Raw genomic sequence first — 25,235 nt, forward strand, 5'->3', positions numbered from 1 at the left:
ATACCAAAAACCTATAGGTCAAGTACCCCGTACGGAGAATCCGGCTCCGACAGGTCCTCGGTACGGGCTCTGTCGAGTCCCTACAGAAAGATGTAGGCACGGCAAGCCCCGGCGCGACATGATCGAGCCAGCTGCCCCGACCCCGAGAGGACCTCCGTGCCCCATTCCATCGACGCGACCTTCATGGCGCTTCCCTTGCGGGCGCTCGCCGACGCGGCGCTCGCGCGGGCCCGCGCGCTGGGCGCCGACCACGCCGATTTCCGCCTGGAACGCATCCGCAGCGCCTCCTGGCGGCTGCGCGACGCCAAGCCCTCCGGCGGATCCGACACCACCGACCTCGGCTACGCGGTCCGCGTGGTGCACGGGGGCAGCTGGGGGTTCGCCTCGGGGGTGGACCTGACCATGGACGCGGCCGCCAAGGTGGCCTCGCAGGCCGTGGCCATGGCGAAGCTCTCCGCCCAGGTGATCAAGGCGGCCGGATCGGACGAGCGCGTCGAGCTCGCCGACGAGCCCGTGCACGCCGACAAGACCTGGATCTCCGCCTACGACGTGGACCCCTTCGAGGTGCCGGACACGGAGAAGGCCGCGCTGCTCGCCGACTTCAGCGCGCGCCTCCTGGCGGCCGACGGGGTGGCCCACGTGGACGCCGCGCTGCTCGCGGTCCACGAGAACAAGTTCTACGCCGACACCGCGGGCACCTCCACCACCCAGCAGCGGGTGCGCGTCCACCCGCAGCTCACCGCCGTCGCCGTGAACGCGGCAACCGGCGAGTTCGACTCGATGCGCACCATCGCCCCGCCCGCCGGGCGCGGCTGGGAGTACCTGACCGGCACCGGCTGGGACTGGAACGCCGAGCTGGAGGCGATCCCCGGGCTGCTCGCCGAGAAGATGCTGGCACCGAGCGTGCAGGCCGGGCGCTACGACCTGGTCGTGGACCCCTCGAACCTGTGGCTCACCATCCACGAGTCCATCGGCCACGCCACCGAGCTGGACCGGGCGCTGGGCTACGAGGCCGCGTACGCCGGGACCTCCTTCGCCACCTTCGACCAGCTGGGCAAGCTCGCCTACGGGTCCCCGATCATGAACGTGACGGGCGACCGGACGGCCGAGCACGGGCTGGCCACCATCGGGTACGACGACGAGGGCGTCGCGGCGCAGAGCTGGGACCTGGTCAAGGACGGCACCCTGGCCGGCTACCAGACGGACCGGCGCATCGCGAAGCTGACCGGCCTCGGCCGCTCCAACGGCTGCGCCTACGCCGACTCCCCCGGTCACGTGCCCGTCCAGCGCATGGCGAACGTCTCGCTCCAGCCGGATCCGGGCGGGCTCTCCACCGAGGACCTGATCGGCGGGGTGGAGCGCGGGATCTACGTGGTCGGCGACCGCTCCTGGTCCATCGACATGCAGCGCTACAACTTCCAGTTCACCGGGCAGCGCTTCTTCCGCATCGAGAACGGCAAGCTCGCCGGACAGCTCCGGGACGTCGCCTACCAGGCCACGACCACGGAGTTCTGGGGCTCGATGGAGAAGGTCGGCGGTCCGCAGACCTACGTCCTGGGCGGCGCCTTCAACTGCGGCAAGGCCCAGCCCGGCCAGACCGCGGCGGTGTCGCACGGCTGCCCGTCCGCGCTGTTCCGCGACGTGAACATCTTGAACACCACGCAGGAGGCCGGACGATGACCTCGTCGAGTCGCACCACCAAGCCCCACGAGATCGTCGAGCGGGCGCTGGAGCTGTCCACCGCGGACGGCTGCGTCGTCATCGCCGACGAGGAGTCGAGCGCGAACCTGCGCTGGGCGGGCAATGCCCTGACCACCAACGGGGTCACCCGCGGCCGGACCCTCACCGTCATCGCCACCGTCGACGGGAAGGAGGGCACGGCCTCGGGGGTCGTCTCGCGCTCCGCCGTCACGGCCGCGGAGCTGGAGCCGCTGGTCCGGGCAGCCGAGGCGGCCGCCCGCGGCGCCGGACCTGCGGAGGACGCACGGCCGCTGGTCACCGGCACCCCGGCCTCGCCCCACTTCGCCGACGCTCCGGCCGAGACCTCCTCGGCGGTGTTCGCGGACTTCGCCCCGGCCCTCGGCGAGGCCTTCGCGCGGGCCCGCGCGGGCGGCCGCGACCTGTACGGCTTCGCCAACCACGAGCTGGTGTCCACGTACGTGGGCACCTCTACGGGGCTGCGTCTGCGCCACGACCAGCCCAACGGCACCCTGGAGCTCAACGCGAAGTCCCCGGACCGGCAGCGCTCGGCCTGGGCCGGCCGCGCGACCCGGGACTTCAAGGACGTGGACCCGACCGCGCTGGACGCGGAGCTGGCCGTACGGCTCGGCTGGGCGGAGCGGAAGATCGACCTTCCGGCCGGGCGGTACGAGACGCTGCTGCCCCCCACGGCCGTGGCCGACCTGCTGATCTACCAGATGTGGTCGGCGTCGGCCCGGGACGCGGTGGAGGGCCGGACGGTCTTCTCCAAGCCCGGCGGCGGCACCCGGCTCGGCGAGCGGCTCTCCCCGCTGCCGCTGAACCTGCGCAGCGATCCGAACGCGCAGGGCCTGGAGTCCGCGCCGTTCGTGATCGCGCACAGCTCCGACGACAGCTCCTCCGTCTTCGACAACGGCCTGCCGGTCCCGGCGACCGAGTGGATCAAGGACGGCGAGCTGGCCCGGCTGACCACGACCCGGCACACCGCGGAACTGACCGGGCAGCCGGTCTCCCCCTCCTTCGGGAACCTGATCCTGGAGGCCGGGGGCGAGAAGTCCCTGGAGGAGATGGTGGCCGCGACCGACCGCGGGTTGCTGCTGACCTGCCTGTGGTACATCCGCGAGGTGGACCCGGCGACGCTGCTGCTCACCGGGCTGACCCGGGACGGCGTCTACCTGGTGGAGGGCGGCCAGGTCGTCGGCGAGGTCAACAACTTCCGGTTCAACGAGTCCCCCGTGGACCTGCTGTCGCGGGCTTCGGAGGCCGGCCGGACCGAGAAGACCCTGCCGCGCGAATGGAACGACTGGTTCACGAGGACCGCGATGCCGGCGCTGCGCGTCCCGGACTTCAACATGAGCTCGGTCAGCAGGGGCGTCTGAGCAACGGCGTCCAACTCAACGGCATCCGATCAACGGCGTCCGATCAACGGCGTCCGATCAACAAAGCGTCAGAGGTCCGGGCCTTCCCCGCCTAGACTGGCGGGGCATCCCCCAGCTCTCTGTTCCACCTCGTTCAAGGAGACCCAGAACCGTGACGGACATCGTCGACGAACTGAAGTGGCGCGGGCTCTTCGCCCAGTCCACCGACGAAGAAGCGCTGCGCAAGGCGTTCGCGGACAGTCCCGTCACGTTCTATTGCGGCTTCGACCCGACGGCGGCCTCGCTGCACGTGGGGCACCTGGTGCAGGTCCTCACCGTGCGCCGGCTCCAGCAGGCGGGCAACCGTCCGCTGGCGCTGGTCGGCGGGGCCACGGGTCAGATCGGCGACCCGCGCCCGACCGCCGAGCGCACCCTGAACGACCCGGAGACCATCGCGAACTGGGTGACGCGCCTGCGCACCCAGATCGAGCCGTTCCTGTCCTTCGAGGGCGAGAACGCGGCGGTCATGGTCAACAACCTGGACTGGACGGCGGGCATGTCCGCCATCGAGTTCCTCCGGGACATCGGCAAGCACTTCCGCGTGAACAAGATGCTGACCAAGGACTCGGTCGCCAAGCGGCTGGAGTCCGACCAGGGCATCAGCTACACGGAGTTCAGCTACCAGCTGCTCCAGGGCATGGACTTCCTGGAGCTCTACCGCCGGTACGGCTGCGTGCTCCAGCAGGGCGGGTCCGACCAGTGGGGCAACCTGACGGCCGGTCTCGACCTGATCCACCGGGTGGAGCCTGACGCGCACGTCCACGCCATCGCGACCCCGCTGATGGTCAAGGCGGACGGCACCAAGTTCGGCAAGTCCGAGAGCGGCGCCGTCTGGCTCGACCCGGAGATGACCACCCCGTACGCGTTCTACCAGTTCTGGCTGAACGTGGACGACCGGGACGTCTCCACCTACATGCGCATCCTGTCCTTCCGGACCCGTGAGGAGCTGGAGGCCCTGGAGGCGCAGACCGCCGAGCGGCCGCAGGCGCGTGCCGCCCAGCGGGCGCTGGCGGAGGAGCTGACCACGCTGGTGCACGGCGCGGACCAGTGCGCCGCCGTGATCGCGGCGTCCAAGGCGCTGTTCGGCCAGGGCGAGCTGGCGGACCTGGACGAGGCCACCCTGGCGGCGGCCCTGTCCGAGCTGCCGCGGGCCGAGGTCTCCGAGCCGGGGCTGGTCGTGGACCTCCTCGCGGAGACCGGGCTGGTCGCCAGCAAGTCGGCCGCCCGCCGGACCGTGAAGGAGGGCGGCGCCTACGTGAACAACGTGAAGGTCGCCTCCGAGGACGCGGTCCCCGCCAAGGAGGACCTGCTGCACGGGCGCTGGCTGGTGCTGCGCCGCGGCAAGAAGAACCTGGCGGCCGTCGAGGTCACCGGCTAGTCGCCGCCGCGGCAGCACGACGGAGGGGCCGGTCCGGACGCGCAGTCCGGTCCGGCCCCTCCGTCGTGCTCCGCCGTTCGGCGGGCCGGAGCCCTCAGGTCATCTGCTTCTTGCCGCCGCGCATCGAGCTGTAGATCAGGTCACCGAGACCGACCACCACCACCGCTCCGGCAAGCTGCAGCAAGTGCCGGATCCAGTCGATGCCGCGGGTTTCGTTGACACCGATCCAGGTGGCCACGGCGTTGCCGAGGACCGCGCCGATGATGCCGAAGAGCGTGGTGAGCCAAAGGGGCTGGTGCTGCTTGCCCGGCAGGATCGCCCGGGCAATCAGTCCCAGTACAAAGCCGACGATGATCGCCCACAACCAACCCATGTCGAGCCTCCTCCTGGCGCGTTGTGCGCATGTGGGCCCAGTCTCGACCCGTCCGGCGTACCGCGCATTTCGGACGGCGCCATTCAGGGGACACCCCCGCTGTCCGGCCGTGGGCGGGCGGCGTACCGTGGAGGCGTCCGGGCCGGGGAGTGTCCGGCGATCGATCGGGTGGTGGGTTGTGGAGCGGACGAAGCGGAACGGGGCCGAGGTCTTCCGGATCACGGGGGCCCGGATGGGCCTGGCCGAGGACGTACGGGGCCGCCAGCGCCGGTACGTGATCTCGATGCTGATCAGGACCCTGTCGGTCATCGCGACGATCGTGTTGTGGAACGTGCAGCGGCCCGTGGCCGTCGTGACGCTCGTCGCGGGGGCGCTGCTGCCGTACATCGCGGTGGTCATCGCGAACGCGGGTCGCGAATCGACGCCCTCCCTGCCGTCCCACTTCGTTCCGGCGCCCGCGCACCCCGCACTGGGCGACGGGAACCTCAAGAAAAGCTCAGATCAATCATGAAGTTCCAGTGCACCGCACCGGGTCCTGCGTGACATACTGCCTACGCGCTCCGCATCCCCCGTCGGAGCGACGGACCGACGCCGAGCAGCTCCCCCCGTGGCTGCTCGGCGTCGCCATTCCGTCTTAGGGTTGAGCCGTGACTCCCCTTGACGCACCTCTGAACGACGCCTCCGCCGCCGACGCGCCCACCTGCTCCGCCAAGGGCTGCCGCCAGCCGGCCTCCTGGGTCCTGGCATGGAACAACCCGAAGCTGCACACCCCCGAGCGCCGCAAGACCTGGCTGGCGTGCGAGGAGCACCGTGAGCACCTGTCCCAGTTCCTGGGGGTCCGCGGTTTCCTCAAGGACGTCGTGAAGCTCGACGAGTGGGAAGCGCCCGGGGGCTCGCAGCGGCCGTAGCCACCGCGAGCCCCCGGGGTCGCTCGGAGCCGTTCCTGACGGCGGAGGTCAGCCGCCGATCGCCGACATCGGGCGGTCGGGCTGCAGGAAGGTCGGGTCGTCGAGGCCGGACCCGGCCTTCTTGCCCCACATCGCCACCTTCCACAGGCGGGCGATCTCCTCGTCCGGGGCTCCCGAGCGCAGGGCTGCGCGCAGGTCGGACTCCTCGGTGGCGAAGAGGCACGTACGGATCTGGCCGTCGGCCGTGAGCCGCGTACGGTCGCAGGCTCCGCAGAACGGGCGGGTGACGGAGGCGATGACGCCGACGGTGGCCGGGCCGCCGTCGACGACCCAGCGCTCGGCCGGGGCGGAGCCGCGCTCCTCGGACCCCTCCTCGGTGAGCGTGAAGCGGGTGCGCAGGGATTCCAGGATGTCACCGGCGGTGATCATGCCGTCGCGCTTCCAGCCGTGCTGGGCGTCGAGCGGCATCTGCTCGATGAAGCGGAGCTCGTACTCGTTCTCGACGGCCCAGGCCAGCAGGTCGGGGGCCTCGTCGTCGTTGAGTCCGGGCATCAGCACCGCGTTGACCTTGACGGGGGTGAGGCCGGCGTCGCGGGCGGCGGCCATGCCCTCGATGACGTCCTTGTGGCGGTCGCGGCGGGTCAGGGTCTTGAAGACCTCGGGGCGCAGGGTGTCCAGGGAGACGTTCACCCGGTCCAGGCCGGCGGCCTTGAGGGCCTGCGCGGTGCGCTTGAGGCCGATGCCGTTGGTGGTCAGCGACATCTTGGGGCGGGGCTCCAGGGCCGCGCACTGCTCGACGATCCCGACGAGGCCGGGGCGCAGCAGCGGCTCGCCGCCGGTGAAGCGGACCTCTTTGATCCCGAGCCGGGTGACCGCGATGCGGATCAGCCGGACGATCTCGTCGTCGCTGAGCAGATCCGATTTGCCGAGCCACTGCAGGCCCTCTTCGGGCATGCAGTAGGTACAGCGCAGATTGCACCGGTCGGTGAGCGAGACGCGCAGGTCAGTGGCCACGCGGCCGTACGTGTCGAGAAGCACTGTAAGCCCCCTCCCCTGTCCGGTTTCTAGAGGTTCGCGCCGTGATGGATGAGCGTGCTAGCGCTACCAATGAGCCTACGCGAGACCTGCGCCCCGTAGGCGTGCCCGAATGGACTAGACGCGACGTGGCCATGTCGTAGGGACATACGACATGGCCACGCTGGGTGTTCGGAGGATCTCGCTGCGGCGCGGACGTGTCAGTGCGCGCCGGTTCCGGTGAGCGACCGGACTTCCAGCTCGGCGAACTTCTGCGGGTCGGCCTTCTCCTTGGAGAGGACGGTTCCCAGCCACCCCAGCAGGAAGCCGAGCGGGATGGAGACGATGCCGGGGTTCTCCAGGGGGAACCAGTAGAAGTCGGCGCCCTTGAACATCGAGGTGGGCTTGCCGGAGACGACCGGGGAGAAGAGCACCAGGACGACCGAGGAGACCAGGCCGCCGTAGATGGACCAGAGGGCGCCCTGGGTGGTGAAGCGCTTCCAGAAGAGGCTGTAGAGGATCGTCGGCAGGTTGGCGGAGGCGGCGACCGCGAAGGCCAGCGCGACGAGGCCGGCCACGTTGAGGTCGCGGGCCAGGGCGCCGAGGCCGATGGCCACGGCTCCGATGACCACGGTGGACCAGCGGGCCGCCCGTACCTCTTCCTTCTCGGTGGCCTTGCCCTTGCGGATCACGTTCACGTAGAGGTCGTGGGCGAAGGACGAGGAGGAGGCCAGGGTCAGGCCCGCGACGACCGCGAGGATCGTGGCGAAGGCCACCGCCGAGATCACGGCGAGCAGGACCGCGCCGCCGGTGGAGCCCGGACCGCCGCCGATCTCCTGGGCGAGCAGCGGGGCCGCGGTGGTGCCGGCCTTGTTGGAGGCGATGATGTCGGCCCGCTGGAGCAGGGCCGCGGCGCCGAAGCCGAGGACGATCGTCATCAGGTAGAAGGCGCCGATGATGCCGATGGCCCAGTTCACGGACTTGCGGGCGGCCTTGGCCGTGGGGACCGTGTAGAAGCGGATCAGGATGTGCGGCAGGCCGGCGGTGCCCAGGACCAGGGCCAGGCCCAGCGAGAGGAAGTCCAGCTTCGAGAGCGAGTCCTTTCCGTACTTCAGGCCGGGCTCCAGGAACTTCACTCCCTGGCCGCTGTTGTCGGCGGCCTGGCCCAGCAGGTCCGAGACGTTGAAGTTGAACTTGAGCAGCACCAGGAAGGTGATCAGCAGCGTGCCCGCGATCAGCAGCACGGCCTTGATCATCTGGACCCAGGTGGTGCCCTTCATCCCGCCGATGGTGACGTAGAGGATCATCAGGATGCCGACCAGCGAGACGATCACGACCTTGCCGAAGTCGCTGGTGATGCCGAGGAGCAGCGAGACGAGCACGCCGGCGCCGGCCATCTGGGCGAGCAGGTAGAAGATCGAGACCACGATGGTGGAGGTGCCGGCGGCGGTGCGCACGGGGCGCTGGCGCATCCGGTACGCGAGCACGTCGCCCATCGTGTAGCGGCCGGAGTTGCGCAGCGGCTCGGCGACCAGGAGCAGGGCCACGAGCCAGGCGACGAGGAAGCCGATCGAGTAGAGGAAGCCGTCGTAGCCGAAGAGCGCGATGGCTCCGGCGATGCCGAGGAAGGACGCGGCGGACATGTAGTCGCCGGAGATGGCCAGGCCGTTCTGGAACCCGGTGAACTGGCGGCCGCCCGCGTAGAAGTCGGCGGCGTCCTTGGTCTGGCGTCCGGCCCAGATCGTGATGGCCAGGGTGGCGACGACGAACAGCCCGAACAGGGTGATGATCAGCGGGCGGTGCTCGGAGGCGCCGGCGGCGGTGGTCGTACCCGCCGTGGCCGCCCCGGCGACGGCCACGTACAGGGGGGCGGTCATTCGCCGGCCTCCATCCTTGCCTTGATGGCCGAGGCCTTGGGGTCGAGCTGGGCCGCCGCGTGGCGCGAGTACAGCCAGGCGATGAGGAAGGTCGTCGCGAACTGGCCGAGGCCCAGGACGAGGGCGACGTTGATGTTGCCGAAGAGCTTCGTCCCCATGAAGCCGCCCGCGTAGCTGGAGAGCAGGACGTAGAGCAGGTACCAGGCGATGAAGGCCACGGTGAGCGGGAAGGCGAAGGAGCGGTGGGAGCGGCGCAGTTCGGCGAACTCCTCGCTCTGCTGGACGCGTACGAACTCTTCGGCCGCGGGGCTCGCCGGCGGCGTTCCCGCGCTGCCCGGGGGCGGCGCTGCTTCGGTGGTCACGGGGGACGCTCCTTGTGACGCGGGTGCGGTGGGGATGACGGACAAAACAACCTCCGTGGGGGGACGGTGGTGCCGATCCCCCCTGTCAACGGCACGTCCGGCGCGTCGGGGTGGTTCAACACCTGTTTGTTTCTTTGAGAACTGATTCCTCGAACTAATGGCGCAGAGGGGAACAGAAACGCTAAGTTCGCCTGTCATGAACCCGTCCGTCGCGACCGCGCCCGGACGGCTTTTTCAAGGATGATCTGGAGAACCCATGGCTCATCTGGGATCCGGCCGCCGGCGTGCCCTCGCCATACCGGTCGGCCTGGCGCTCACCGCCTCGCTCGCCTTCCTGCCCTCGGTGGCGGCCTCGGCCGCACCGCTGAGCGGCACGGCGGACGCGGCTACGACTTCTGCGGCCGAGACGACCGGTCCGAAGCTGTCGTACGTGGCGAACCTGAAGACCTATGCCACGGCGAAGGCCGCGAAGAAGGCCATTGAGCGGGCCGGTGGAACGGTGGTGACGGCCTATGAGCAGATCGGGGTCGTCGTCGCGCACTCGCAGAACCCGGACTTCGCCAAGCAGCTGCGTGCGAACCGCGGTCTGTTCGACTCGGTCGGTGCCACCCGTACGGCCCCCCTCTCGCCGGTGCAGACCACCGACGAGGGTGCGACGCAGCACCTGAGCGCGGCGGACGCCGCCAAGGCGGCAGCGGCGGCCCAGGAGGGTCAGGAGCCGCTGGAGTCCAACCAGTGGGACCTGCGGACGATCAAGGCCGATCAGGCTCACAAGATCAACGATGGCAGCCAGGACGTCACTGTGGGCGTCATCGACACGGGTGTCGACGACACTCACCCCGACATCGCGCCGAACTTCTCCAAGGAGCAGTCGGCCAACTGTGTCGGCGGCGTCGCGGACACCAGCGAGGGCGCCTGGCGTCCGTACGCGGACGGCAGCGACCACGGCACGCACGTGGCCGGCACCATCGCGGCCCCGCGCAACGGCCTCGGCATCAGCGGTGTCGCGCCGGGCGTCAAGGTCGCCGGCATCAAGGTGAGCGAGCCCGGCACCAGCCTCTTCTACACCGAAGCGGTCGTCTGCGGCTTCATGTTCGCCGCCGAGAAGGGGATCGAGGTGACCAACAACAGCTACTACGTCGACCCCTGGCTCTACAACTGCAAGGCGGACGACGACCAGAAGGCGCTGGTGGAGGCCATCGGTCGCGCCACCAAGTACGCCGAGCGCAAGGGCACGCTGCACGTGGCCTCGGCCGGCAACTCCAACCACGACCTGGCCGGCGACTCGATCCTCGACGACACCAGCCCGAACGACACCACCCCGGTGCCGCGCACCATCGACCCGAGCGTCTGCCTCGACCTGCCCACCCAGCTCCCGGGCGTGGTCACGGTGTCGGCGACCGGTGACAAGGGCCTGCGCTCGTACTACTCCAGCTACGGCCTCGGAGTCGTGGACGTCGCCGCCCCCGGTGGCGACAAGTGGCAGGTCCCGGCCACCCCGGACGCCAACGGCCGCGTGCTGTCGACGGTCCTGGGCGGCGGCTACGGCTACAAGCAGGGCACCTCGATGGCCGCCCCGCACGTCGCCGGCGTCGCGGCGCTCCTCAAGAGCGCCCACCCCCACGCCTCGCCCGCGATGATCCAGGCGATGCTCAAGGGCCAGGCCACCAAGGCGGACTGCCCGTCGCAGATCTTCAACTCTGCGGGCACCCTGATCGACGCCACCACCTGCGAGAGCGGCTGGGGCCAGACGGGCTACTACGGCTACGGCGTGGTCGACGCGCTGAAGGCCGTCAAGTAACCGGCTGAATCCACTGAACGGAGGAAGGGCCGGGCGGGGAACATCCCGCCCGGCCCTTCCTTGTCGTCGGGCCCCGCCGTCAGGGCCTGATCATGACCTTCAGCGCGCTGCGGTCGTCCATCGCCCGGTAGCCGTCCGGGACCTCGTCCAGGGTGACGGCCCGGTCGAAGACGGGAGACGGGTCGATCGCCCCGCTGAGCACGTCCGCGAGCAGCTCGGGGATGTACGCGCGGACCGGCGCGACCCCGCCGCGCAGGGTGAGGTTGCGGTCGAACATGACGCCGAGGTCGAGGCCGGTGCCGCTGCCGTGCGGAACGCCGACGTAGCCGATGGCCCCGCCGTCGCGGGCGATGTTCACGGCGGTGCGCATGGACATCTCGGTGCCGACCGCCTCGATCACCGAGTGGGCGCCCTGGCCGCCGGTGAGTTCGCGCACGGCGGCCTCGGCGGCCTCGCCGCGCTCGGCGACCACGTCGGTGGCCCCGAAGAGCTTGGCGATGTCCGTACGGACGGCGTGCCGGCCCAGGGCGATGATCCGGTCGGCGCCCAGGCGCTTGGCCGCGAGGACCCCGCACAGGCCGACCGCGCCGTCACCGACGACGGCGACCGTGGAGCCCTTGCGGACCCCCGCCCCCAGCGCGGCGTGGTGGCCGGTCCCCATGACGTCGGAGAGCGCGAGCAGCGCGGTCAGCAGGTGGTCGTCGGAGACGGCGTCGGCGGGCAGCTTCACCAGCGTGCCGTCGGCGTGCGGGACCCGGACGGCCTCGCCCTGGCCGCCGTCGTGGCCGACCGAGCCCCAGAAGCCGCCGTGCTCGCAGGAGGTGTAGAGGCCCTCGGAGCAGTAGGCGCAGGTGCCGTCGGACCACATGAAGGGGGCGACGACGAGGTCTCCGGCGCGCAGGCCCGAGACGGCGGAGCCGGTCTCCTCGACGACGCCGAGGAACTCGTGGCCGATCCGCTGGCCCGGCTGGCGCTTGGCCTCGCCGCGGTAGGCCCACAGGTCGCTGCCGCAGATGCAGGACCGCAGGACGCGGACGACGGCGTCCTCGGGGCGCTGGATCGCAGCGTCGGGCACCTCCTCCACGCGGATGTCGTGCGGGGCGTGGATGACGGTGGCGCGCATGGTGGTGCAGTCCTCCGGCTAGGAAGTGGTGGAGCCCTGTAGGGCCTCCCCACCGTACGCCCGCTGCGCTGCGAGTGCCCCCGTGGCCAGCAGGTACTGGGCCACCACGTAGGTGGCCATGACCCAGAAGTCCGGCCGGGGCAGCTGGGGCCACTCGGCGACCCCGGTGACGATGAGCGTGTCGGAGAGCAGGAACAGCGCCCCGCCGAGCCCGGTCCGCCGCCCCAGGGCGCTGGAGCGGCAGGCCATGGCGGTGAGCAGCAGGCTGTACCCGGCGACCGGGATCCGCAGCTCCACGGGCAGGTCGCCCCAGAGCAGCGTGACGGTGGACAGGAGCGCGGCGGCGTACGCGGCACCGAGCAGGGGGCTCGTCCGGCGGCGGCCGAAGAGGCCGTGCCTGGCGAAGAGCGTGAGGTAGCAGACGTGCCCGGCGGCGAAGGAGCCCATGCCGATCAGGAAGGCGATGTCGGCGTCGAAGAGCAGCGCCAGGTCACCGCCCCAGCCGAACAGCAGGGCCGCGATCAGCAGCCGCGGGGCGCGCAGGGTGATGACGTAGGCGACGAGCAGCGGCATCAGCAGCGGCTTGGCAATGAGGTGCCCGGTGTGCCAGTCCGCCAGCAGGGATCCGAGGTCCAGGGCGGTGGCGGCGGCGAAGGCCACGAGCAGCGCCCTGGTGGCGGAGCCGGAGCCCGGGGGGACGGCGGGGCGCGCCCAGGACGGCGTACGGGACCCCGCGCGCTCGGTGGATCCGGCGGCGCTCACGCGGCGTGCTCCGGGGCGGGAGCGGACGTCGCGGCCGGGGCTGCCTGCGCGGGCTGCGCCGGCTGCGGGGGCTGCCAGCCGGGGCCGCGGAACACGCGTCCGGCGCGCTCGCGCCAGGTGGCGGCCGCGCGTACGTCCCGGGCGATGGAGGCGTACTCGTGGGTGGCGACGCGCAGCGGGTTGTAGGTGCCGATGTTCTTGGTGAGGCCGAAGACGGGCTTGTCGGTCTCCCCCACCCAGGAGCCGAACATCCGGTCCCAGACGATCAGGATGCCGCCGAAGTTCCGGTCCAGGTAGCCGCCTTGGGAGGCGTGGTGGACGCGGTGGTGGGAGGGGGAGTTGAAGACGTACTCGATCGGCCGGGGCAGCTTGTCGATGCGCTCGGTGTGGATCCAGAACTGGTAGACGAGGTTGACCGAGTAGCAGAAGGCGATGGCGGCCGGGTGCACGCCCAGCGCGATCATCGGGAGGTAGAAGGGCCAGGAGGTGGCGCTGGTCCAGGGCTGGCGCAGGGCGGTGGTGAGGTTGAACTTGCGGCTGCTGTGGTGGACGACGTGGCAGGCCCACAGGATCCGGATGACGTGGTGACCGCGGTGCTGCCAGTAGTAGAGGAAGTCCTGGGCGAGCAGCATCAGCGGGATCGTCCACCACAGGACGGGGACGCGGAGCGGGGTGAGTTCGTAGACCGCGGTGTAGACCGCGACGATCGGGATCTTCCAGAGGAAGTCGAAGCCGAGGCTGCCGATCCCCATGCCGAGGCTGGTGACGGCGTCCTTGGTCTCGTACCCGGCGGCGTCCTCGTCGGGATGGATGCGGTAGCTCACGAGCTCGATCACGGTGAGCAGGACGAAGGCGGGTATGGACCACAGCACGACATCGGGCAGGTTCGGCATGTCCGCACCATAGAGGCGGCTTCGGGGGCTCGGCTAGTGGTTGTTACCGATCGGTATCCATCGGTGTTACCGGCGGTTCACGAGATGCTTCCGGGTGCGGGTGTCCGCGGCGGGGGGAAGGCGTGGGGATGACGGGTTTCGAGACGGTTCTCTTACGGGTGGCGGGTACGGCGGCGGGCACGCTGGTCAAGTCCCTCCTGGTCCGGCAACCGGGGGCGGGGCTGACGCCGGACCCGGTCGGCCCGGTGCCGCGGTGGCGCAAGGCGACGGCCGTGCTGGGCGAGCGGGAGACGCGACGGCTGACCGAGGCCCTGGCCGACCGCATGGGCCCGATCTGTTCGGGCCTGCCGGACCACGAGCGGCTGGCGGCGCTGGACGCGGTGTGCGACGCCTTCGCCGCGTTGGGCCACGTGGACGCGGAGGTCCTCTTCGCCGCCGACCCGGACCCGTCGGCCTTGGCGTCGACCCTGCCGGCTCCCCCACCGGGCCTCGACGAGGGCGCCCAGGCCCTCTACCGGCGGCTGGTGCGGCTGTGCTGCGAGCACGCGGTGGAACACCTGACGACCCTGCCGGGCTTCGGCCCCCCGGGGGGCTGGAGGAACACGGGTTCTGGGCATCGAGCTGTTCCCGCCGGAGCGGCTCAGGACCAGCCAGGCCTGAGCCGCCCCGGTGGGCAGCCGTCTCGTCACCAGACCCGGACCGAGCCCCCGCGGGCGAAGGCCGGGCTGGTGGCTCCCGCCGGGACCTCCGTCAGGGGCTGCGCGACCTCCGAGACGAGGGGGCCGTGCTTGGCGGCCACCGCGTCGAGGAGGCCGAGGTCGAAGCCGTACACCCGGGCGGCGTTGCCGCCGACCATGGCGGCGACCTCCTCGCGGGGCAGGCCCGCGTAGGCGATGCGCAGACCCTCGCGGGAGTAGGGCGTGGTGCCCTCGTCGTGGGGGTAGTCGCTGCCCCACATGATCTTGTCGAGGCCGATCCGGTCCCGCAGCGGGACCTCGTGGGGGCGCATGAAGCTCGCCCCCACGAAGCAGTTGTCCCGCCAGACCTCGCCCGGCCCCTTGCCCATGGACTCCGCGAGCCCCGCCCCGAACTTGGCCTCGGCGGTGGAGGATGCCGCCACCAGGCGGCCGTGGTAGTAGTCCAGCATCTCGATCACGCCCGGGATCCAGCCGGAGCCCTGCTCCGTCAGGACCAGTTTCAGCCCGGGGTTGCGGCGGAAGGCCCCGCCGAAGATGAGGTGCCACAGGGCCCGGTGGGAGAACCAGGTGGTCTCCACCATGAAGACGGCCCGCGCCGCCGGCTCGTCGCCCAGCGGCGGGGAGGCGGAGCCGCCGTGGTGGTTGACCGGGACGTCCAGCTCGTCGCAGACGGCCCAGATCGGGTCGTACACCTGCGAGTAGAGCTCGGGGACCGTGGAGCCGGGCGGGACGCCGGGCAGCAGGATGCCGCCGGTCAGGCCCGCCTTGCGGGTGCGGCGGATCTCCTTGACCGCCGCGTCCACGTCGTTCAGCAGGATCTGGACCACGCCCGCCCGGCGGCCCGGCGCGTCCGCGCAGAAGTCGGCCAGCCACCGGTTGTGGGCCTGGAGCCCGGCCCAGCGCATCTCGTACTCGGCCGCCGTCGGGGGCTGGGCCATCAGGGAGGCCTTGGGGAAGAACGGCGGGATGGTGTTCGGGAAGAGCACCTCCGCGACGATCCCGTCGGCTTCGAGCTCGGCCAGGCGCCGCTGCGAGTTCCAGTTGCGGTCGGCCGTGTCCGCGAGGAGGTCCTCGTACGGGTTGACGTAGGTCGCGGCCCAGGCGTCGAACTCCTCGTGGTGGCGCTTCTCCAGGTACGGCTTGTAGTCCAGCAGGTCGGCGCCCGCGTGGCAGTCGGCCGAGATGACCGTGTAGCGGTCGGGTGCTTCGGTCACGGGTTCACCCCCAGCACCGGGAAGTCGTTGTCGGTCAGCCAGTGCCGGCCCACGTCGCGCGAGCGCGCCCAGGAGGCTTCGACGGCCGCCTGGTCCGCGCTCTGCCCGAGCTCGGCGGGGGTGGGGCCGATGCGGCGGGCGATCGGCGCCAGCTTCTCGGTGTCGAAGCCGAAGACGTCCGCCGCGGCCAGGCCCAGCATCCGGCGGGTCTCCTCGACGGGGATGTCGTGGAAGGTGTTCTTCAGCCAGTTACGGGTGTTCGGCCAGGTCCCCTCGGGGTGCGGGAAGTCCGAGCCCCACAGGATGTTGTCCACGCCGATCTCGTAGCGCTGCGCCAGCTCGCGCCGCTTGGTGTTGGTGGCGCAGATGAACACCTGCCGGTCCAGGTACTCGCTCGGCGGCCGCTTCAGCTCCTCGAACGGCGAGAGCTTCTTGCCGCCGTGCGCACCGAGGTAGAGCCGGTCCATGAACCAGAGCTGGTTCGGCAGCCACCAGCAGCCCGATTCGGCGACGCCGAACTTGAGCCCCGGGTGCCGCTCGAAGACCCCGGACCAGAGCAGGAACCACAGCGGGCGGGCCGGCCACCAGGTGACCTCGGAGACGAAGATGCCCAGGTGGTCCCCGTACTCGTGGCGCGGCGAGGACCCCGAGTGGGTGACGATCGGCATCCGCGTCTCGGCCGCCGCCGCCCACACCGGGTCGTACCGGCGGTCGTGGTAGGGGGCCTTGTCCACCCACATGGCCGGGATCATCAGGGCGCCGAGTCCCGATGCCTTGGCCCGGTATATCTCGGCGACGACCTTGTCCGGATCGCCGGTGATGGGCAGCAGGGCCACCCCGCAGTGCCGCTCGGGGTTCTCCGAGACGAACTCGGCGAGCCAGCGGTTGTGCGCCTGGGCGCCGGCCATGCCGAGCTCGGGGTCCTGGTCCCCGGAGAGGCCGAGGCCCACTCCGAAGGGGGCCGCGGTCTGGCTGTCCACGGCGTCGGCGTCGGGGAAGACGACTTCGGCGGCCACGCCGTCGCCGTCGAGTTCCTTCAGCCGCTGGGTGACGTCCCAGCCGCCCTTGAGGCCTTCCTCGTGGTCGTGGAACCACTTCTCGGCGAAGGCCTCGTTGCGCACGCCGAGCTTGGTGGCCTCGGCGCGGCGGGCGTCGCGCTCACCGAGGAACTCGTCGAACTGCGGGTGGAAGGCACTGTCCAGGTAGGGGCGGTACTGCTCGGTCGGCAGCCCCGCGTGGCAGTCGGAGGAGATGATCAGGTAAGGATCTTCGTGCGCGCTTTCGGCGTTCATGTGGGCACCCTCAGTCAAGGATGAAGCTTTCCAGGTAGGCGGGGTTGGCGCGGTCGAGCATCGACTGCGACCGGGCGCGGATCTGCCGGTCGCTGTGCTCGCTGTCGGGCAGCATCCAGAAGCGGTCGGCGCGGATGCCGTCCACGACGTGGTCCGCGACGTCCTCGACCGGAGTGAAGTTCACCTCCTGGCCGGCCTGCTTCATGGCGGCCTCGTACTGGTCGAGGCTGCGGTACGGGGACTTGCGCGGGCGCTCCTTCGCGTACCGGTCGGGCCGGTTGCGGTGCGACTCCCACAGGCCGGTGCGCAGCATGTGCGGTCCGGGGAAGAGCACGGAGGCGCCGATGGCCGCGCCCTCCGCCTTGAGATGGGCGTAGAGCGACTCGGTCATGGTGACCACGGCCGCCTTGGTGACCGCGTAGACGGAGGCGGTCGGAAGCGGGGCGATGCCGCCGTCGCCGGAGGAGGTGTTGACGATGTGGCCGGGGCCGCCGCCCGCGATCATGCGGGGGACGAAGGCCTGGATGCCGTGGAAGACGCCCCAGACGTTGACGGAGAAGGCCCATTTCCAGTCGTTGGGTTCGTGCTCCCACATGCGGCCCTCGGCGCCGGAGCCGACGCCCGCGTTGTTGCAGAGCACGTGCACGGCGCCGAAGGTCTCGTACGCGGCGTCCGCGAGGGAGATCACGGAGTCGCGGTCGCTGACGTCGACGAGTTGGGCGAGCACCTCGGCGCCGTCCGCGGCGAGTTCGTCGGCGGCCTTGCGCAGGGCGCCCTCCTCCACGTCGGCGAGGACCACCTTCAGCCCCTCGGCGGCGAAGCGGCGGGCCATCGCGAGGCCGATACCACTGGCGGCTCCGGTGACCACGGCCACCTGTCCCGGTTCGAGCCGCATCAGACGCTCCCCTCGGGCGGTCCGTCGAGGATCTGCATCGGGTCGTCGTAGCGCTGGTGGATGTACGGGAGCAGGGCCTGGGCGCTGACCCGCTCGACGACCTTGCCCCGCTGGTCGGTGGTCTTCTCGCCGATGGTGAGCTCGACGAGGCGGCGTACGGGGAGGTCGGCGACGGGGTCGAACATCGACTCGCGGAGCACCACGTCGCCGGTGACGTGCTCCAGCTTGCGGACCTTCTCGTTGCGGGTGCAGTGCACCAGCACCGGATCGGCGTCGAAGCCCGAACCGTCCACCGCGGGGAGGAATTTGAAGTAGAAGTCGGTCTTCACGGTGGGCTCGGGCAGCGGCAGTTCGCGGTCCACCGCCCCGCGCACCTCCACGAAGGCGATGCCGTGCCGGGCGAGGGAGGCCCGGACGACCAGGCCGTCGCGCTCCACGGTGATCTCGCCGAGCTTCTTCGGTTCGCCGAAGACCTCGCGGCCTCCGATCAGGGCGCGCTCCATGCTCATCGGCATGACCAGCGGGTACCAGCCCTCGACCCCGTCGTGCTGGGCGGCGACGGCCACCGAGCCGGCGCCGAGCGGGTAGCCGGGCAGGTCCACCTTGCTGATGTTGGCCCGCACCAGGGGCCGCTCCGTGGGCTTCAGCGGCGGCGGGAGGACCGCCGCCACGACGTCCGGGTCGGTCTCCCAGACCGCCACCACACCGGTGGACCAGATGTCGGGGAGCTTGGAACTCTTTTCGCGCGAAGCGGCGATCTCGGCCTCGGTGCGCGCTCCGTACCGTACGCGTGCCATCTGTCGCACCATCCTTCGTCTAGGACGCAGTCGGTTCTGACGCAATCGGTTCTGACGCAATCGGTTCTGACGCAGTCGGTTCTGTAACACAGTTACACCGACAGCGATGAAGGGTAAAGACCCTTGCACGTAACCGATCTGACGGATCGACAGCAAGTTGGGACGGACACGATGGCCAGAACCACGCTGACCCGCGCGGAGGTGCTGGACGCCGCCGCGTCCCTGGTCAAACAGCACGGGCCGGCCGCCCTGACCATGCGCAAGCTCGCCGCCGAGCTGGGCACCGCGGTGACCTCGATCTACTGGCACGTCGGCAACCGCGAATCACTGCTCGACGCCCTCGTGGAGCGGACCGTGGAGGAGGTGGGCGCCATCCGGCCGGCCGGCCGCGACCCCGGGGACCGGATCCTCTCGGTCGCCCGGACCCTGCGCCGCGAGCTGCGCGAGCGCCCGCACCTGATCGCGATGGTCCACGAGCGCGGCCTCACCGACCGGATGTTCCTGCCCGCCCAGCAGGCCCTGGTGCACGAGGTGCACGCGGCCGGCCTGCGCGGGACCCGGGCCGCGGACGCGGTGCGCGCGATCCAGTTCCAGATCATCGGCTTCGTCCTGGTCGAGCGCAATCGCGAACGCTCCCCCGCACAGTCCCCCGCCGAGAGCGAGCTCTGGGACCCGGCCGACGCCCCGCACGACCCGCCGCTCGCCCGCGCGCTGGCCCGGCCGGTGGATCCCGAACGACTGTTCCAACTGTCCCTGAGGGCCTTGGTACAGGCCTTGCTGGCGCCACCGGCCGGGTAACCGGTTTGCCGCCGGGCGACCGCCCGTGGTGGGATCTGCTCCACGGGGGCGGCTCCCCGGCGTGCATCCTCTCCCTTTCACGAAAAGTCCGCGCGCCCTCTCTCCGCCCCCGTTTTTCGTTCGCGGAGGAAAACGAGGAACACCAGGCCGTGCCCGTCATCCGATCCACCGACGAGCTCATGCTGCGCCGGCTCGGGACCGTCTACGTCGACCGGCCGTCGGCCGCCGCTTCGCCCGGCACCGAGGGGGTCCGCCCTCTGGAGGGAGAGCTCCTGGAGCGCGGCCACACCATGAGCCGGGAGCTGTACGCCGCCCTGGCCGTCCTCGCGCCGACCGACCTCGCCGAGGAGCGGTCGCGCCTGCTGGCGCTGGCCGACGGCCTCGCGGACGCCGACCGGGGGCACCGGCCGGCCTTCCGCCGCTTCCCCTTCTCCATCCCGCACGACACCGAGCGCTGGTACACCGACCGCGTCCTCGCCCTGCTGCGCCGGGACCCCGCCCGGCCGTGCGCGCTCTGCGCCGAGACCCGTCCGGTGCGTCCCCTCGCGCCGTGCGCCCATCTCGTCTGCGGCCCCTGCTGGGACGGCGCCGACCACACCGGCTGCCCCGTCTGCCGGCGCCCCGTCGACCCGGCCGGGCCCTTCCTCTCCCTCGCCACGGAGGACCCCCCGCCTACGGAGCACCCCGCGCCCTGCGGCGACGACCCGAGCGGGATCCCTCCCGGCCCGCTCCGGCTGCTGCGGCTCGGCACCGACCCCGCGGCCGACGCCGCCCGGGTGCTGGCCCGGCTGCTCGCCCGGCCGGCCCCGCTGTCCCCCGAGGACCGCGCCGACCTGCCGCCGCTGTTCGGGCTGGCACCGGCCGGGCCCGACTGGCTGCCCGCGCGGATCCCCGTACCGCAGACCCTCGCGCTGGTCCTGGCCCGCCTGCTCCCGGGCGCCGCCACCCCGGACGCCGTACGGCCGCTGCTCGCCGGGCGGTTGACCAGTGCCACCGACGTGCTGCGGGTCCTCGCCGCACTGTCCGGCGGGGATCCGGAGCTGCTCGCACCACCGCCGTCCGGGTTCCGCTCCCCCGCCCGGCCGCTGCGCCGCGCACTGCTCGGCGTACTCGACGCGCTGCCCGCCGCCCTCCTCGTCGAAGACCTGCTGCGCCATCCGACGGCCTGGAAGCGGGCCGCCGAGACGCTGCACCCCTTCGAGGGGCACGCCCGCCATCCCCGGGCCGCCCTGGCCTTCGCCGTGCTGCGGGGCACCGTCCTGTCCGGCGCCCTGGGCGCGGCCCTGCGGGAGACCGCCGCCGCACACCCGGACGCCGTCCGCGTGGCGGGCAACCGGGTCCGGCCCGCGACCCGGGCCGGGCGGCTGGAGCAGGCCCTGGCCGGGGCAGACCCCGGGGCCGGCGCCGCGGCGGCCGCCGAGCGCCCCGAGCAACTCGTCCTGCGCCTCGACCACCTGCTGCGGCTGCACACCGGCGACCGCCTGGTCCCGGAGCTGGCCCGGGAGCTGGCCCTCGGGCTCCCCGCCGTCGGCGCGGGCCCGCTGCTGGCCGCCCTCGGGGCCCTGCGCGGGCGCACCGCGGACCGGACCGGCTCGCGGCGCGTGTTCTTCCCCAAGGGCCCGGCCGGCCACACCCGGTCCGTGACCGAGGACCGCCCGCCGCTTCCCGGCCCGCTCGTCGCGGAGGCCACGGCCCTGCTGGAGGCGGAGGTGCTGCGCCGGTTCGCCCGGGCGGAGGGCGACCCGTACGAGCTGGCCGTCCTGGACTCCGGGCTGGCGGAACTGCCCGTGCCCTCCGGGGAGCGGCCCCGCGCGGGGTCTGCGGGCGTGGCCCCCCGGGGCAGCGTCCTGGCGCTGCCCGAGGGCGGGGTGCTGCGGCTGTTCCTGCACTGGGCAGGGGCCCGGGACCAGTCGGCACACCTGGACCTGGCGGTGGCCCTCTTCGACGCCGACTGGAAGTTCACCGGCCTGTGCGACCGCGGCCGGCCGGTGTACGGGAGCCCCGGGGCCGGCGCCGTGCACTCGGGCGGCGTGCACCCGGGCGGCGTCGGCCGGGCTCCGGTACCGGCCGGGCACCCGGAGGGGGACACGGAGTACGTCGACCTGGACCTGGCCGGGCTCGTCGGACGCGGGGAGGCGTACGCGGTCCCGCTGGTGTCCGGCTACAGCGCCGTGCCGTTCGAGGAGCTGGCGCAGGCCTTCACCGGGTTCGCGGCCCGGCCCGCGGAGGGCCGGCCCGCGTTCCCGGACGGTCCGCGCACGGCCGGCCGGCGCCTCGACCTGACCGGCCCCGCGACGCGGGCCCGGGTGCCGCTCGTCGTGGACCTGGCCGCCCGGCGGGCGTTGTGGGCGGACCTGCGCCTGCCGCCGTCGGACGCCTTCGAGAGCGTCACCCCGCGCGGCGACCGGGTCGCGGCCGCGGCCTCGGACGTGTGGGCCCACTTCACCTCCGGTGCCCGCACCACCCTGTGGGACCTCGGCGTGTGGCGGGCCGCGGCCCGCACCCGGGAAGTGGCGGTGATCCGGCGGGCAACCGGGAGTTCGGTGTCCGGCGAGGTGTGGCTCTACCGGGCCGCGGCCGGTGAGGAGCCGGCCGCCTTCGCCGCGCGGATCGCCGCCCTGGAGCCCCCCGAGGAACTCCGGCCCAGCCCGGACGTGGACGCGGAGGCCGCCGAACTGGCAGCCGGGAAGCGCGCGTTCCTCGCGCTGACCTGCGCGAGCGTGGCCCCCGAAGGCGGTTCGGGGACGGCCTACCGGCTCTTCCCCGGCCCCGCCGAAGTACCCGGGTCCTTCGCCCGGGTGACGGCGGGGGAACTCGTGGCGGAGCTGGGCTGAAAGTCCGTCGGGCTTCGAGTGTCGGCGCGGGCCGATATCCTCTGTGACCATGCTCGCCGACCGTACGACCGCAGAGACGATGTGGCCGACCGCGTACCCACAGGGGTACGCGGTCGTCGACGTGGAGACCACCGGGCTCGCTCGCGACGACCGGATAATCTCCGCAGCCGTCTACCGGCTCGACGCTCAGGGCAACGTCGAGGACCACTGGTACACGCTGGTCAACCCGCTCCGGGACCCCGGACCCGTGTGGATCCACGGCCTGACCAGCGACATGCTCCAGGACGCGCCGCTCTTCAAGGACATCGCCGAGGAGTTCGCGGGCCGGCTCGCCGACCGGGTCCTGGTCGCGCACAACGCCATCTTCGACTGGCAGATGATCGCCCGCGAGTACGCGCGGGCCGAGGCCACCGCTCCGGTGCGCCAGCGGCTGTGCACCATCGCCCTGTCGAAGGAACTGAACCTCCCGCTGCCCAACCACAAGCTGGAGTCGCTCGCCGCGCACTTCGGCGTGGTCCAGCAGCGCGCCCACCACGCGCTCGACGACGCCCGGGTCCTCGCGGAGGCGTTCCGTCCGTCCCTGCACGCGGCCGCGCGGGACAACGTACGGCTGCCCCTGCTGGAATGCCGGCCGCTGACGGAGTGGTCGGACACCCCCGCCACCCCGCGCGTCGGGTACCAGGCCTCGTACGGGGCGGGCTCCTCCAGTTGGCGGGCCTCGCGCAAGCGGCCGCCGTGCCCGTACCCGAATCCGGGGCGGTGGGCGGACGGCACCCCGCTCAAGCAGGGCATGCGGATCGCGTTCTCCGGGGACACCTCGGTGGACCGGGAGCTGCTGGAGGACCGCGCCGTGGAGGCGGGCCTGCACATCGCGACGAGCCTGTCGCGGCTCACGAGCCTGCTCGTGACGAACGACCCGGACTCCTCGACCTCCAAGACGGTGAAGGCGAAGTCCTTCGGCACCCCCGTCGTCGACGAGGCGGCCTTCACCCAGCTGCTGCGGGACGTGGCTCCGGCAGGGGACTGACCCCGGGGAAGTCGGGGCCGCCGTTGGGCCGGCCGGGTGCACGCTCGGCGACTCACCCCCGTGGATCTTGTTCCGGCGGTCCGCCCTGCGCAGCATGCCGCGCATGGCACGTTGCGAAGTCTGCGGGAACGATTACGGCATGTCCTTCGAAGTCCACGCACAGGGTGCTGTGCACGTCTTCGACTGCTTCTCCTGCGCCATTCACCGCATGGCGCCCATCTGCGAGCACTGCCGGGTCCAGATCATCGGGCAGGGCGTCGAGGTCGAGGGGCAGTGGTTCTGCGGAGGGCACTGCGCCCGCGCGGAGGGGAAGGTGGGCATCACCGACCGCGTCTGACCCCCGGCCCGTCCTCCCCTCCCACCCTTCGCCTCCCCCCTCCCTCCCCTCCGCCACGACCCCGGACGGCCACCCGGCCGCCGGGGTCCTCGCCGCTGGGGGTACCGTCGTGGGCGTGTACCGCTTTGTACTGACCCGGCAGTGGGTGTGCCTCACCCTCATCGGCCTCGTCCTGATCCCCGCGATGATCAAGCTGGGGTTCTGGCAGTTCCACCGCCATGAGCACCGCGTCGCGCAGAACGAGCTGATCGACGCGAACCTGCGGGCGAAGCCGGTCCCCGTGACCGAGGTCACCTCTCCCGGCCACGTGGTCCCGCGCGCCGACTACTGGCGCGCCGTGACCGCCACCGGCACGTACGACTCCGCGCACGAGGTCGTCGTCCGCATGCGCACCTCCAACGACGACAAGGTCGGCTTCCACGTCCTCACCCCGCTGGTACTGGCCGACGGCCGGGCGGTGCTCGTCAACCGGGGCTGGATCGCGGGCGGCGACGACCCGCGCGCCTACCCGCCGGTGCCGGCCGCGCCCTCCGGCGAGGTCACGGTCACCGGGCGGCTGAAGGCCGACGAGACCAGCGGGGGCAGCGGCATCAAGGACCGCAAGGGGCTGCCGGACCGTCAGGTGATGCTGATCAACAGCGCCCGGCAGGCGCAGTACCTGGGCAAGCCCGTCCTCGGCGGCTACCTGGAACTCACGGCCCCGGTCCCGGCCGACGGCGAGCCCGAGGTGATCGCCGAGCCCGACCACGACTCGATCGGGGCGCACATGGCGTACGCCGTGCAGTGGTGGCTGTTCACCTCGGCGGTGCCGGTGGGCTGGATCGTGCTCGTACGGCGCGAGAAGCGCGACCGCGAGGCGGCCGCCGCCGGGACCGCCGCCGCCGGGACCGCGGCTGCCGGGACCGAGCGGGAGCCTGCGGCGACCGCGTAGCGTGTCGGGCATGGATCTTGGACTGAAGGACCGTGTCTACATCGTCACCGGCGCCACCAGGGGCCTCGGCTACGCTTCCGCCCGCGAACTGACCGCCGACGGCGCCAAGGTGGTGCTGACCGGCCGGGACGCGGGGCGCGCCGAGGCCGCGGCCAAGGCGCTGGGACCGAACGCGGTCGGCGTGGCCGCCGACAACTCCGACCCCGGGGCCGCCTCCCGGCTCGTCGCCGCGGCCCGGGACCACTTCGGCCGCCTCGACGGCATCCTCATCAGCGTCGGCGGCCCGGCGCCCGGCTCGGCGGCGGACAACACCGACGAACAGTGGACCGCGGCCTTCGAGTCGGTCTTCCTCGGCGCGGTCCGCCTCGCGCGGGCGGCCGCCGCCGAGCTCTCCGACGGCGGGGTCATCGGCTTCGTCCTGTCGGGCTCGGTGTACGAGCCGATCCCGGGACTCACCATCTCCAACGGCCTGCGCCCCGGCCTGGCCGGGTTCGCGAAGTCCCTGTCCGTGGAGCTGGGTCCGCGCGGCATCCGGGTGGTCGGCCTGCTGCCCGGCCGCATCGACACCGACCGGGTCCGCGAGCTCGACACCCTGTCCGGGGACGCGGACCTCGCCCGTTCGGGCAGCGAGTCGCGGATCCCGCTGCGGCGTTACGGCACCCCGGAGGAGTTCGGCCGCTCGGCGGCGTTCCTGCTGTCCCCGGCGGCTTCCTACCTGACCGGCGTCATGCTGCCGGTGGACGGCGGCTCCCGGCACGGCTTCTGAGCCGTCCCCACCCGGGGCCAGTGCGGAACCTCCCCGCCC

23 protein-coding genes and 1 pseudogene are annotated in these 25,235 nt (G+C 71.9%); 13 read left to right on the forward strand and 11 right to left on the reverse strand.

Annotation, left to right across the window (positions count from 1 at the left end; translation table 11 throughout):
* Positions 1-183 precede the first annotated feature (183 nt).
* The 3 genes from AC6CKD_RS08755 (at position 184) to tyrS (ending at position 4,494) form a co-directional block, all read left to right on the forward strand.
* Entirely contained in the window at positions 184-1,680 is a 1,497-nt protein-coding gene (locus tag AC6CKD_RS08755; RefSeq protein ID WP_498326927.1) for a TldD/PmbA family protein, read from the forward strand.
* Positions 1,677-3,077 carry a metallopeptidase TldD-related protein gene (locus AC6CKD_RS08760; protein WP_498326331.1) on the forward strand — a complete coding sequence of 467 codons (1,401 nt, stop codon included), beginning with the start codon at positions 1,677-1,679 and terminating at the stop codon, positions 3,075-3,077. The genes AC6CKD_RS08755 and AC6CKD_RS08760 overlap by 4 nt, the downstream gene beginning before the upstream one ends.
* A gap of 151 nt (positions 3,078-3,228) precedes the next feature.
* Positions 3,229-4,494: a tyrosine--tRNA ligase gene (gene tyrS, locus AC6CKD_RS08765; protein ID WP_498326332.1), complete on the forward strand. Its 1,266-nt coding sequence runs from the start codon at positions 3,229-3,231 to the stop codon at positions 4,492-4,494.
* Positions 4,495-4,588: 94 nt separating this feature from the next.
* Here the strand turns inward: tyrS and AC6CKD_RS08770 are convergent, their stop codons facing one another.
* Positions 4,589-4,867, reverse strand: coding sequence for a GlsB/YeaQ/YmgE family stress response membrane protein (locus AC6CKD_RS08770; RefSeq protein ID WP_498326334.1), 279 nt, complete (start codon positions 4,865-4,867; stop codon positions 4,589-4,591).
* 178 nt (positions 4,868-5,045) lie between these two features.
* On the opposite strand from AC6CKD_RS08770, the gene AC6CKD_RS08775 reads away from it, so the two are divergent.
* Positions 5,046-5,378 carry a DUF3099 domain-containing protein gene (locus AC6CKD_RS08775; RefSeq protein WP_498326336.1) on the forward strand — a complete coding sequence of 111 codons (333 nt, stop codon included), beginning with the start codon at positions 5,046-5,048 and terminating at the stop codon, positions 5,376-5,378.
* Between the two features lie 136 nt (positions 5,379-5,514).
* Complete coding sequence (locus AC6CKD_RS08780; RefSeq protein WP_498326338.1) at positions 5,515-5,775, forward strand: hypothetical protein; 261 nt, start codon at positions 5,515-5,517, stop codon at positions 5,773-5,775.
* A 48-nt stretch (positions 5,776-5,823) separates the two neighbouring features.
* Here the strand turns inward: AC6CKD_RS08780 and moaA are convergent, their stop codons facing one another.
* From moaA to AC6CKD_RS08795, 3 genes are all read right to left on the reverse strand, one after another.
* Entirely contained in the window at positions 5,824-6,813 is a 990-nt protein-coding gene (gene moaA, locus AC6CKD_RS08785) for a GTP 3',8-cyclase MoaA (RefSeq protein ID WP_498326340.1), read from the reverse strand.
* A 197-nt stretch (positions 6,814-7,010) separates the two neighbouring features.
* On the reverse strand, positions 7,011-8,666 hold the full coding sequence (locus tag AC6CKD_RS08790) for a monocarboxylic acid transporter (protein WP_498326341.1): 1,656 nt from the start codon (positions 8,664-8,666) through the stop codon (positions 7,011-7,013).
* Positions 8,663-9,028 (reverse strand): DUF485 domain-containing protein, encoded by a 366-nt coding sequence (locus tag AC6CKD_RS08795; protein ID WP_498326343.1) that lies wholly within the window; start codon positions 9,026-9,028, stop codon positions 8,663-8,665. The genes AC6CKD_RS08790 and AC6CKD_RS08795 overlap by 4 nt, the downstream gene beginning before the upstream one ends.
* 256 nt (positions 9,029-9,284) lie before the next feature.
* Here AC6CKD_RS08795 and AC6CKD_RS08800 point away from each other — a divergent pair, with 256 nt between their 5' ends.
* The gene (locus tag AC6CKD_RS08800) at positions 9,285-10,829 is read left to right on the forward strand and encodes a S8 family serine peptidase (RefSeq protein WP_498326345.1); all 1,545 of its coding nucleotides are present in this window, start codon (positions 9,285-9,287) and stop codon (positions 10,827-10,829) included.
* A gap of 79 nt (positions 10,830-10,908) precedes the next feature.
* On the opposite strand, the gene AC6CKD_RS08805 is transcribed toward AC6CKD_RS08800, so the two are convergent.
* From AC6CKD_RS08805 to AC6CKD_RS08815, 3 genes are read right to left on the reverse strand one after another with little or no spacing between them, the layout of a single operon-like run.
* Entirely contained in the window at positions 10,909-11,952 is a 1,044-nt protein-coding gene (locus AC6CKD_RS08805; protein ID WP_498326346.1) for a zinc-dependent alcohol dehydrogenase family protein, read from the reverse strand.
* An 18-nt stretch (positions 11,953-11,970) separates the two neighbouring features.
* A complete protein-coding gene (locus tag AC6CKD_RS08810) occupies positions 11,971-12,714 on the reverse strand; it encodes a lysoplasmalogenase (protein WP_498326348.1) in 744 nt (247 codons plus the stop codon).
* Complete coding sequence (locus AC6CKD_RS08815) at positions 12,711-13,607, reverse strand: sterol desaturase family protein (RefSeq protein ID WP_498326349.1); 897 nt, start codon at positions 13,605-13,607, stop codon at positions 12,711-12,713. Before AC6CKD_RS08815 ends, AC6CKD_RS08810 begins: the two co-directional genes overlap by 4 nt.
* A 128-nt stretch (positions 13,608-13,735) precedes the next feature.
* On the opposite strand from AC6CKD_RS08815, the pseudogene AC6CKD_RS08820 reads away from it, so the two are divergent.
* Positions 13,736-14,179: pseudogene (locus tag AC6CKD_RS08820) on the forward strand (NACHT N-terminal Helical domain 1-containing protein); the annotation flags it as partial.
* 113 nt (positions 14,180-14,292) lie between these two features.
* Here the strand turns inward: AC6CKD_RS08820 and AC6CKD_RS08825 are convergent.
* The 4 genes from AC6CKD_RS08825 to AC6CKD_RS08840 are packed head-to-tail and all read right to left on the reverse strand — an operon-like array spanning position 14,293 to position 18,503.
* On the reverse strand, positions 14,293-15,519 hold the full coding sequence (locus AC6CKD_RS08825) for an amidohydrolase family protein (RefSeq protein ID WP_498326350.1): 1,227 nt from the start codon (positions 15,517-15,519) through the stop codon (positions 14,293-14,295).
* Positions 15,516-16,811, reverse strand: a complete 1,296-nt coding sequence (locus tag AC6CKD_RS08830) for an amidohydrolase family protein (RefSeq protein WP_498326351.1) — start codon at positions 16,809-16,811, stop codon at positions 15,516-15,518. Before AC6CKD_RS08830 ends, AC6CKD_RS08825 begins: the two co-directional genes overlap by 4 nt.
* A 10-nt stretch (positions 16,812-16,821) precedes the next feature.
* The gene (locus AC6CKD_RS08835) at positions 16,822-17,706 is read right to left on the reverse strand and encodes an SDR family NAD(P)-dependent oxidoreductase (protein ID WP_498326352.1); all 885 of its coding nucleotides are present in this window, start codon (positions 17,704-17,706) and stop codon (positions 16,822-16,824) included.
* Positions 17,706-18,503 carry an acetoacetate decarboxylase family protein gene (locus AC6CKD_RS08840; protein ID WP_498326353.1) on the reverse strand — a complete coding sequence of 266 codons (798 nt, stop codon included), beginning with the start codon at positions 18,501-18,503 and terminating at the stop codon, positions 17,706-17,708. The genes AC6CKD_RS08835 and AC6CKD_RS08840 overlap by 1 nt, the downstream gene beginning before the upstream one ends.
* A gap of 171 nt (positions 18,504-18,674) precedes the next feature.
* Between AC6CKD_RS08840 and AC6CKD_RS08845 the strand changes: the two genes are divergently transcribed.
* From AC6CKD_RS08845 to AC6CKD_RS08870, 6 genes are all read left to right on the forward strand, one after another.
* A complete protein-coding gene (locus AC6CKD_RS08845; protein ID WP_498326354.1) occupies positions 18,675-19,301 on the forward strand; it encodes a TetR/AcrR family transcriptional regulator in 627 nt (208 codons plus the stop codon).
* A gap of 149 nt (positions 19,302-19,450) precedes the next feature.
* Positions 19,451-22,135 (forward strand): MXAN_6230/SCO0854 family RING domain-containing protein, encoded by a 2,685-nt coding sequence (locus AC6CKD_RS08850; protein ID WP_498326355.1) that lies wholly within the window; start codon positions 19,451-19,453, stop codon positions 22,133-22,135.
* A gap of 49 nt (positions 22,136-22,184) precedes the next feature.
* Positions 22,185-23,162: a DEDDh family exonuclease gene (locus tag AC6CKD_RS08855; protein ID WP_498326356.1), complete on the forward strand. Its 978-nt coding sequence runs from the start codon at positions 22,185-22,187 to the stop codon at positions 23,160-23,162.
* Positions 23,163-23,265: 103 nt separating this feature from the next.
* Positions 23,266-23,499, forward strand: a complete 234-nt coding sequence (locus tag AC6CKD_RS08860; RefSeq protein ID WP_112453882.1) for a metallothionein — start codon at positions 23,266-23,268, stop codon at positions 23,497-23,499.
* Positions 23,500-23,614: 115 nt separating this feature from the next.
* Positions 23,615-24,430, forward strand: a complete 816-nt coding sequence (locus AC6CKD_RS08865) for an SURF1 family cytochrome oxidase biogenesis protein (RefSeq protein ID WP_498326357.1) — start codon at positions 23,615-23,617, stop codon at positions 24,428-24,430.
* 10 nt (positions 24,431-24,440) lie between these two features.
* On the forward strand, positions 24,441-25,196 hold the full coding sequence (locus AC6CKD_RS08870; RefSeq protein ID WP_498326358.1) for an SDR family oxidoreductase: 756 nt from the start codon (positions 24,441-24,443) through the stop codon (positions 25,194-25,196).
* Positions 25,197-25,235 lie beyond the last annotated feature (39 nt).

The organism is Streptomyces sp. GQ60 (assembly GCF_059758875.1).

Coding starts and splice junctions, on each gene's coding strand:
- AC6CKD_RS08755 (WP_498326927.1), top strand. CDS start 184: ATGGCGCTTCCCTTGCGGGCGCTCGCCGACGCGGCGCTCGCGCGGGCC.
- AC6CKD_RS08760 (WP_498326331.1), top strand. CDS start 1,677: ATGACCTCGTCGAGTCGCACCACCAAGCCCCACGAGATCGTCGAGCGG.
- AC6CKD_RS08770 (WP_498326334.1), bottom strand. CDS start 4,867: ATGGGTTGGTTGTGGGCGATCATCGTCGGCTTTGTACTGGGACTGATT.
- AC6CKD_RS08790 (WP_498326341.1), bottom strand. CDS start 8,666: ATGACCGCCCCCCTGTACGTGGCCGTCGCCGGGGCGGCCACGGCGGGT.
- AC6CKD_RS08800 (WP_498326345.1), top strand. CDS start 9,285: ATGGCTCATCTGGGATCCGGCCGCCGGCGTGCCCTCGCCATACCGGTC.
- AC6CKD_RS08805 (WP_498326346.1), bottom strand. CDS start 11,952: ATGCGCGCCACCGTCATCCACGCCCCGCACGACATCCGCGTGGAGGAG.
- AC6CKD_RS08815 (WP_498326349.1), bottom strand. CDS start 13,607: ATGCCGAACCTGCCCGATGTCGTGCTGTGGTCCATACCCGCCTTCGTC.
- AC6CKD_RS08830 (WP_498326351.1), bottom strand. CDS start 16,811: ATGAACGCCGAAAGCGCGCACGAAGATCCTTACCTGATCATCTCCTCC.
- AC6CKD_RS08835 (WP_498326352.1), bottom strand. CDS start 17,706: ATGCGGCTCGAACCGGGACAGGTGGCCGTGGTCACCGGAGCCGCCAGT.
- AC6CKD_RS08840 (WP_498326353.1), bottom strand. CDS start 18,503: ATGGCACGCGTACGGTACGGAGCGCGCACCGAGGCCGAGATCGCCGCT.
- AC6CKD_RS08845 (WP_498326354.1), top strand. CDS start 18,675: ATGGCCAGAACCACGCTGACCCGCGCGGAGGTGCTGGACGCCGCCGCG.
- AC6CKD_RS08855 (WP_498326356.1), top strand. CDS start 22,185: ATGCTCGCCGACCGTACGACCGCAGAGACGATGTGGCCGACCGCGTAC.
- AC6CKD_RS08860 (WP_112453882.1), top strand. CDS start 23,266: ATGGCACGTTGCGAAGTCTGCGGGAACGATTACGGCATGTCCTTCGAA.
- AC6CKD_RS08870 (WP_498326358.1), top strand. CDS start 24,441: ATGGATCTTGGACTGAAGGACCGTGTCTACATCGTCACCGGCGCCACC.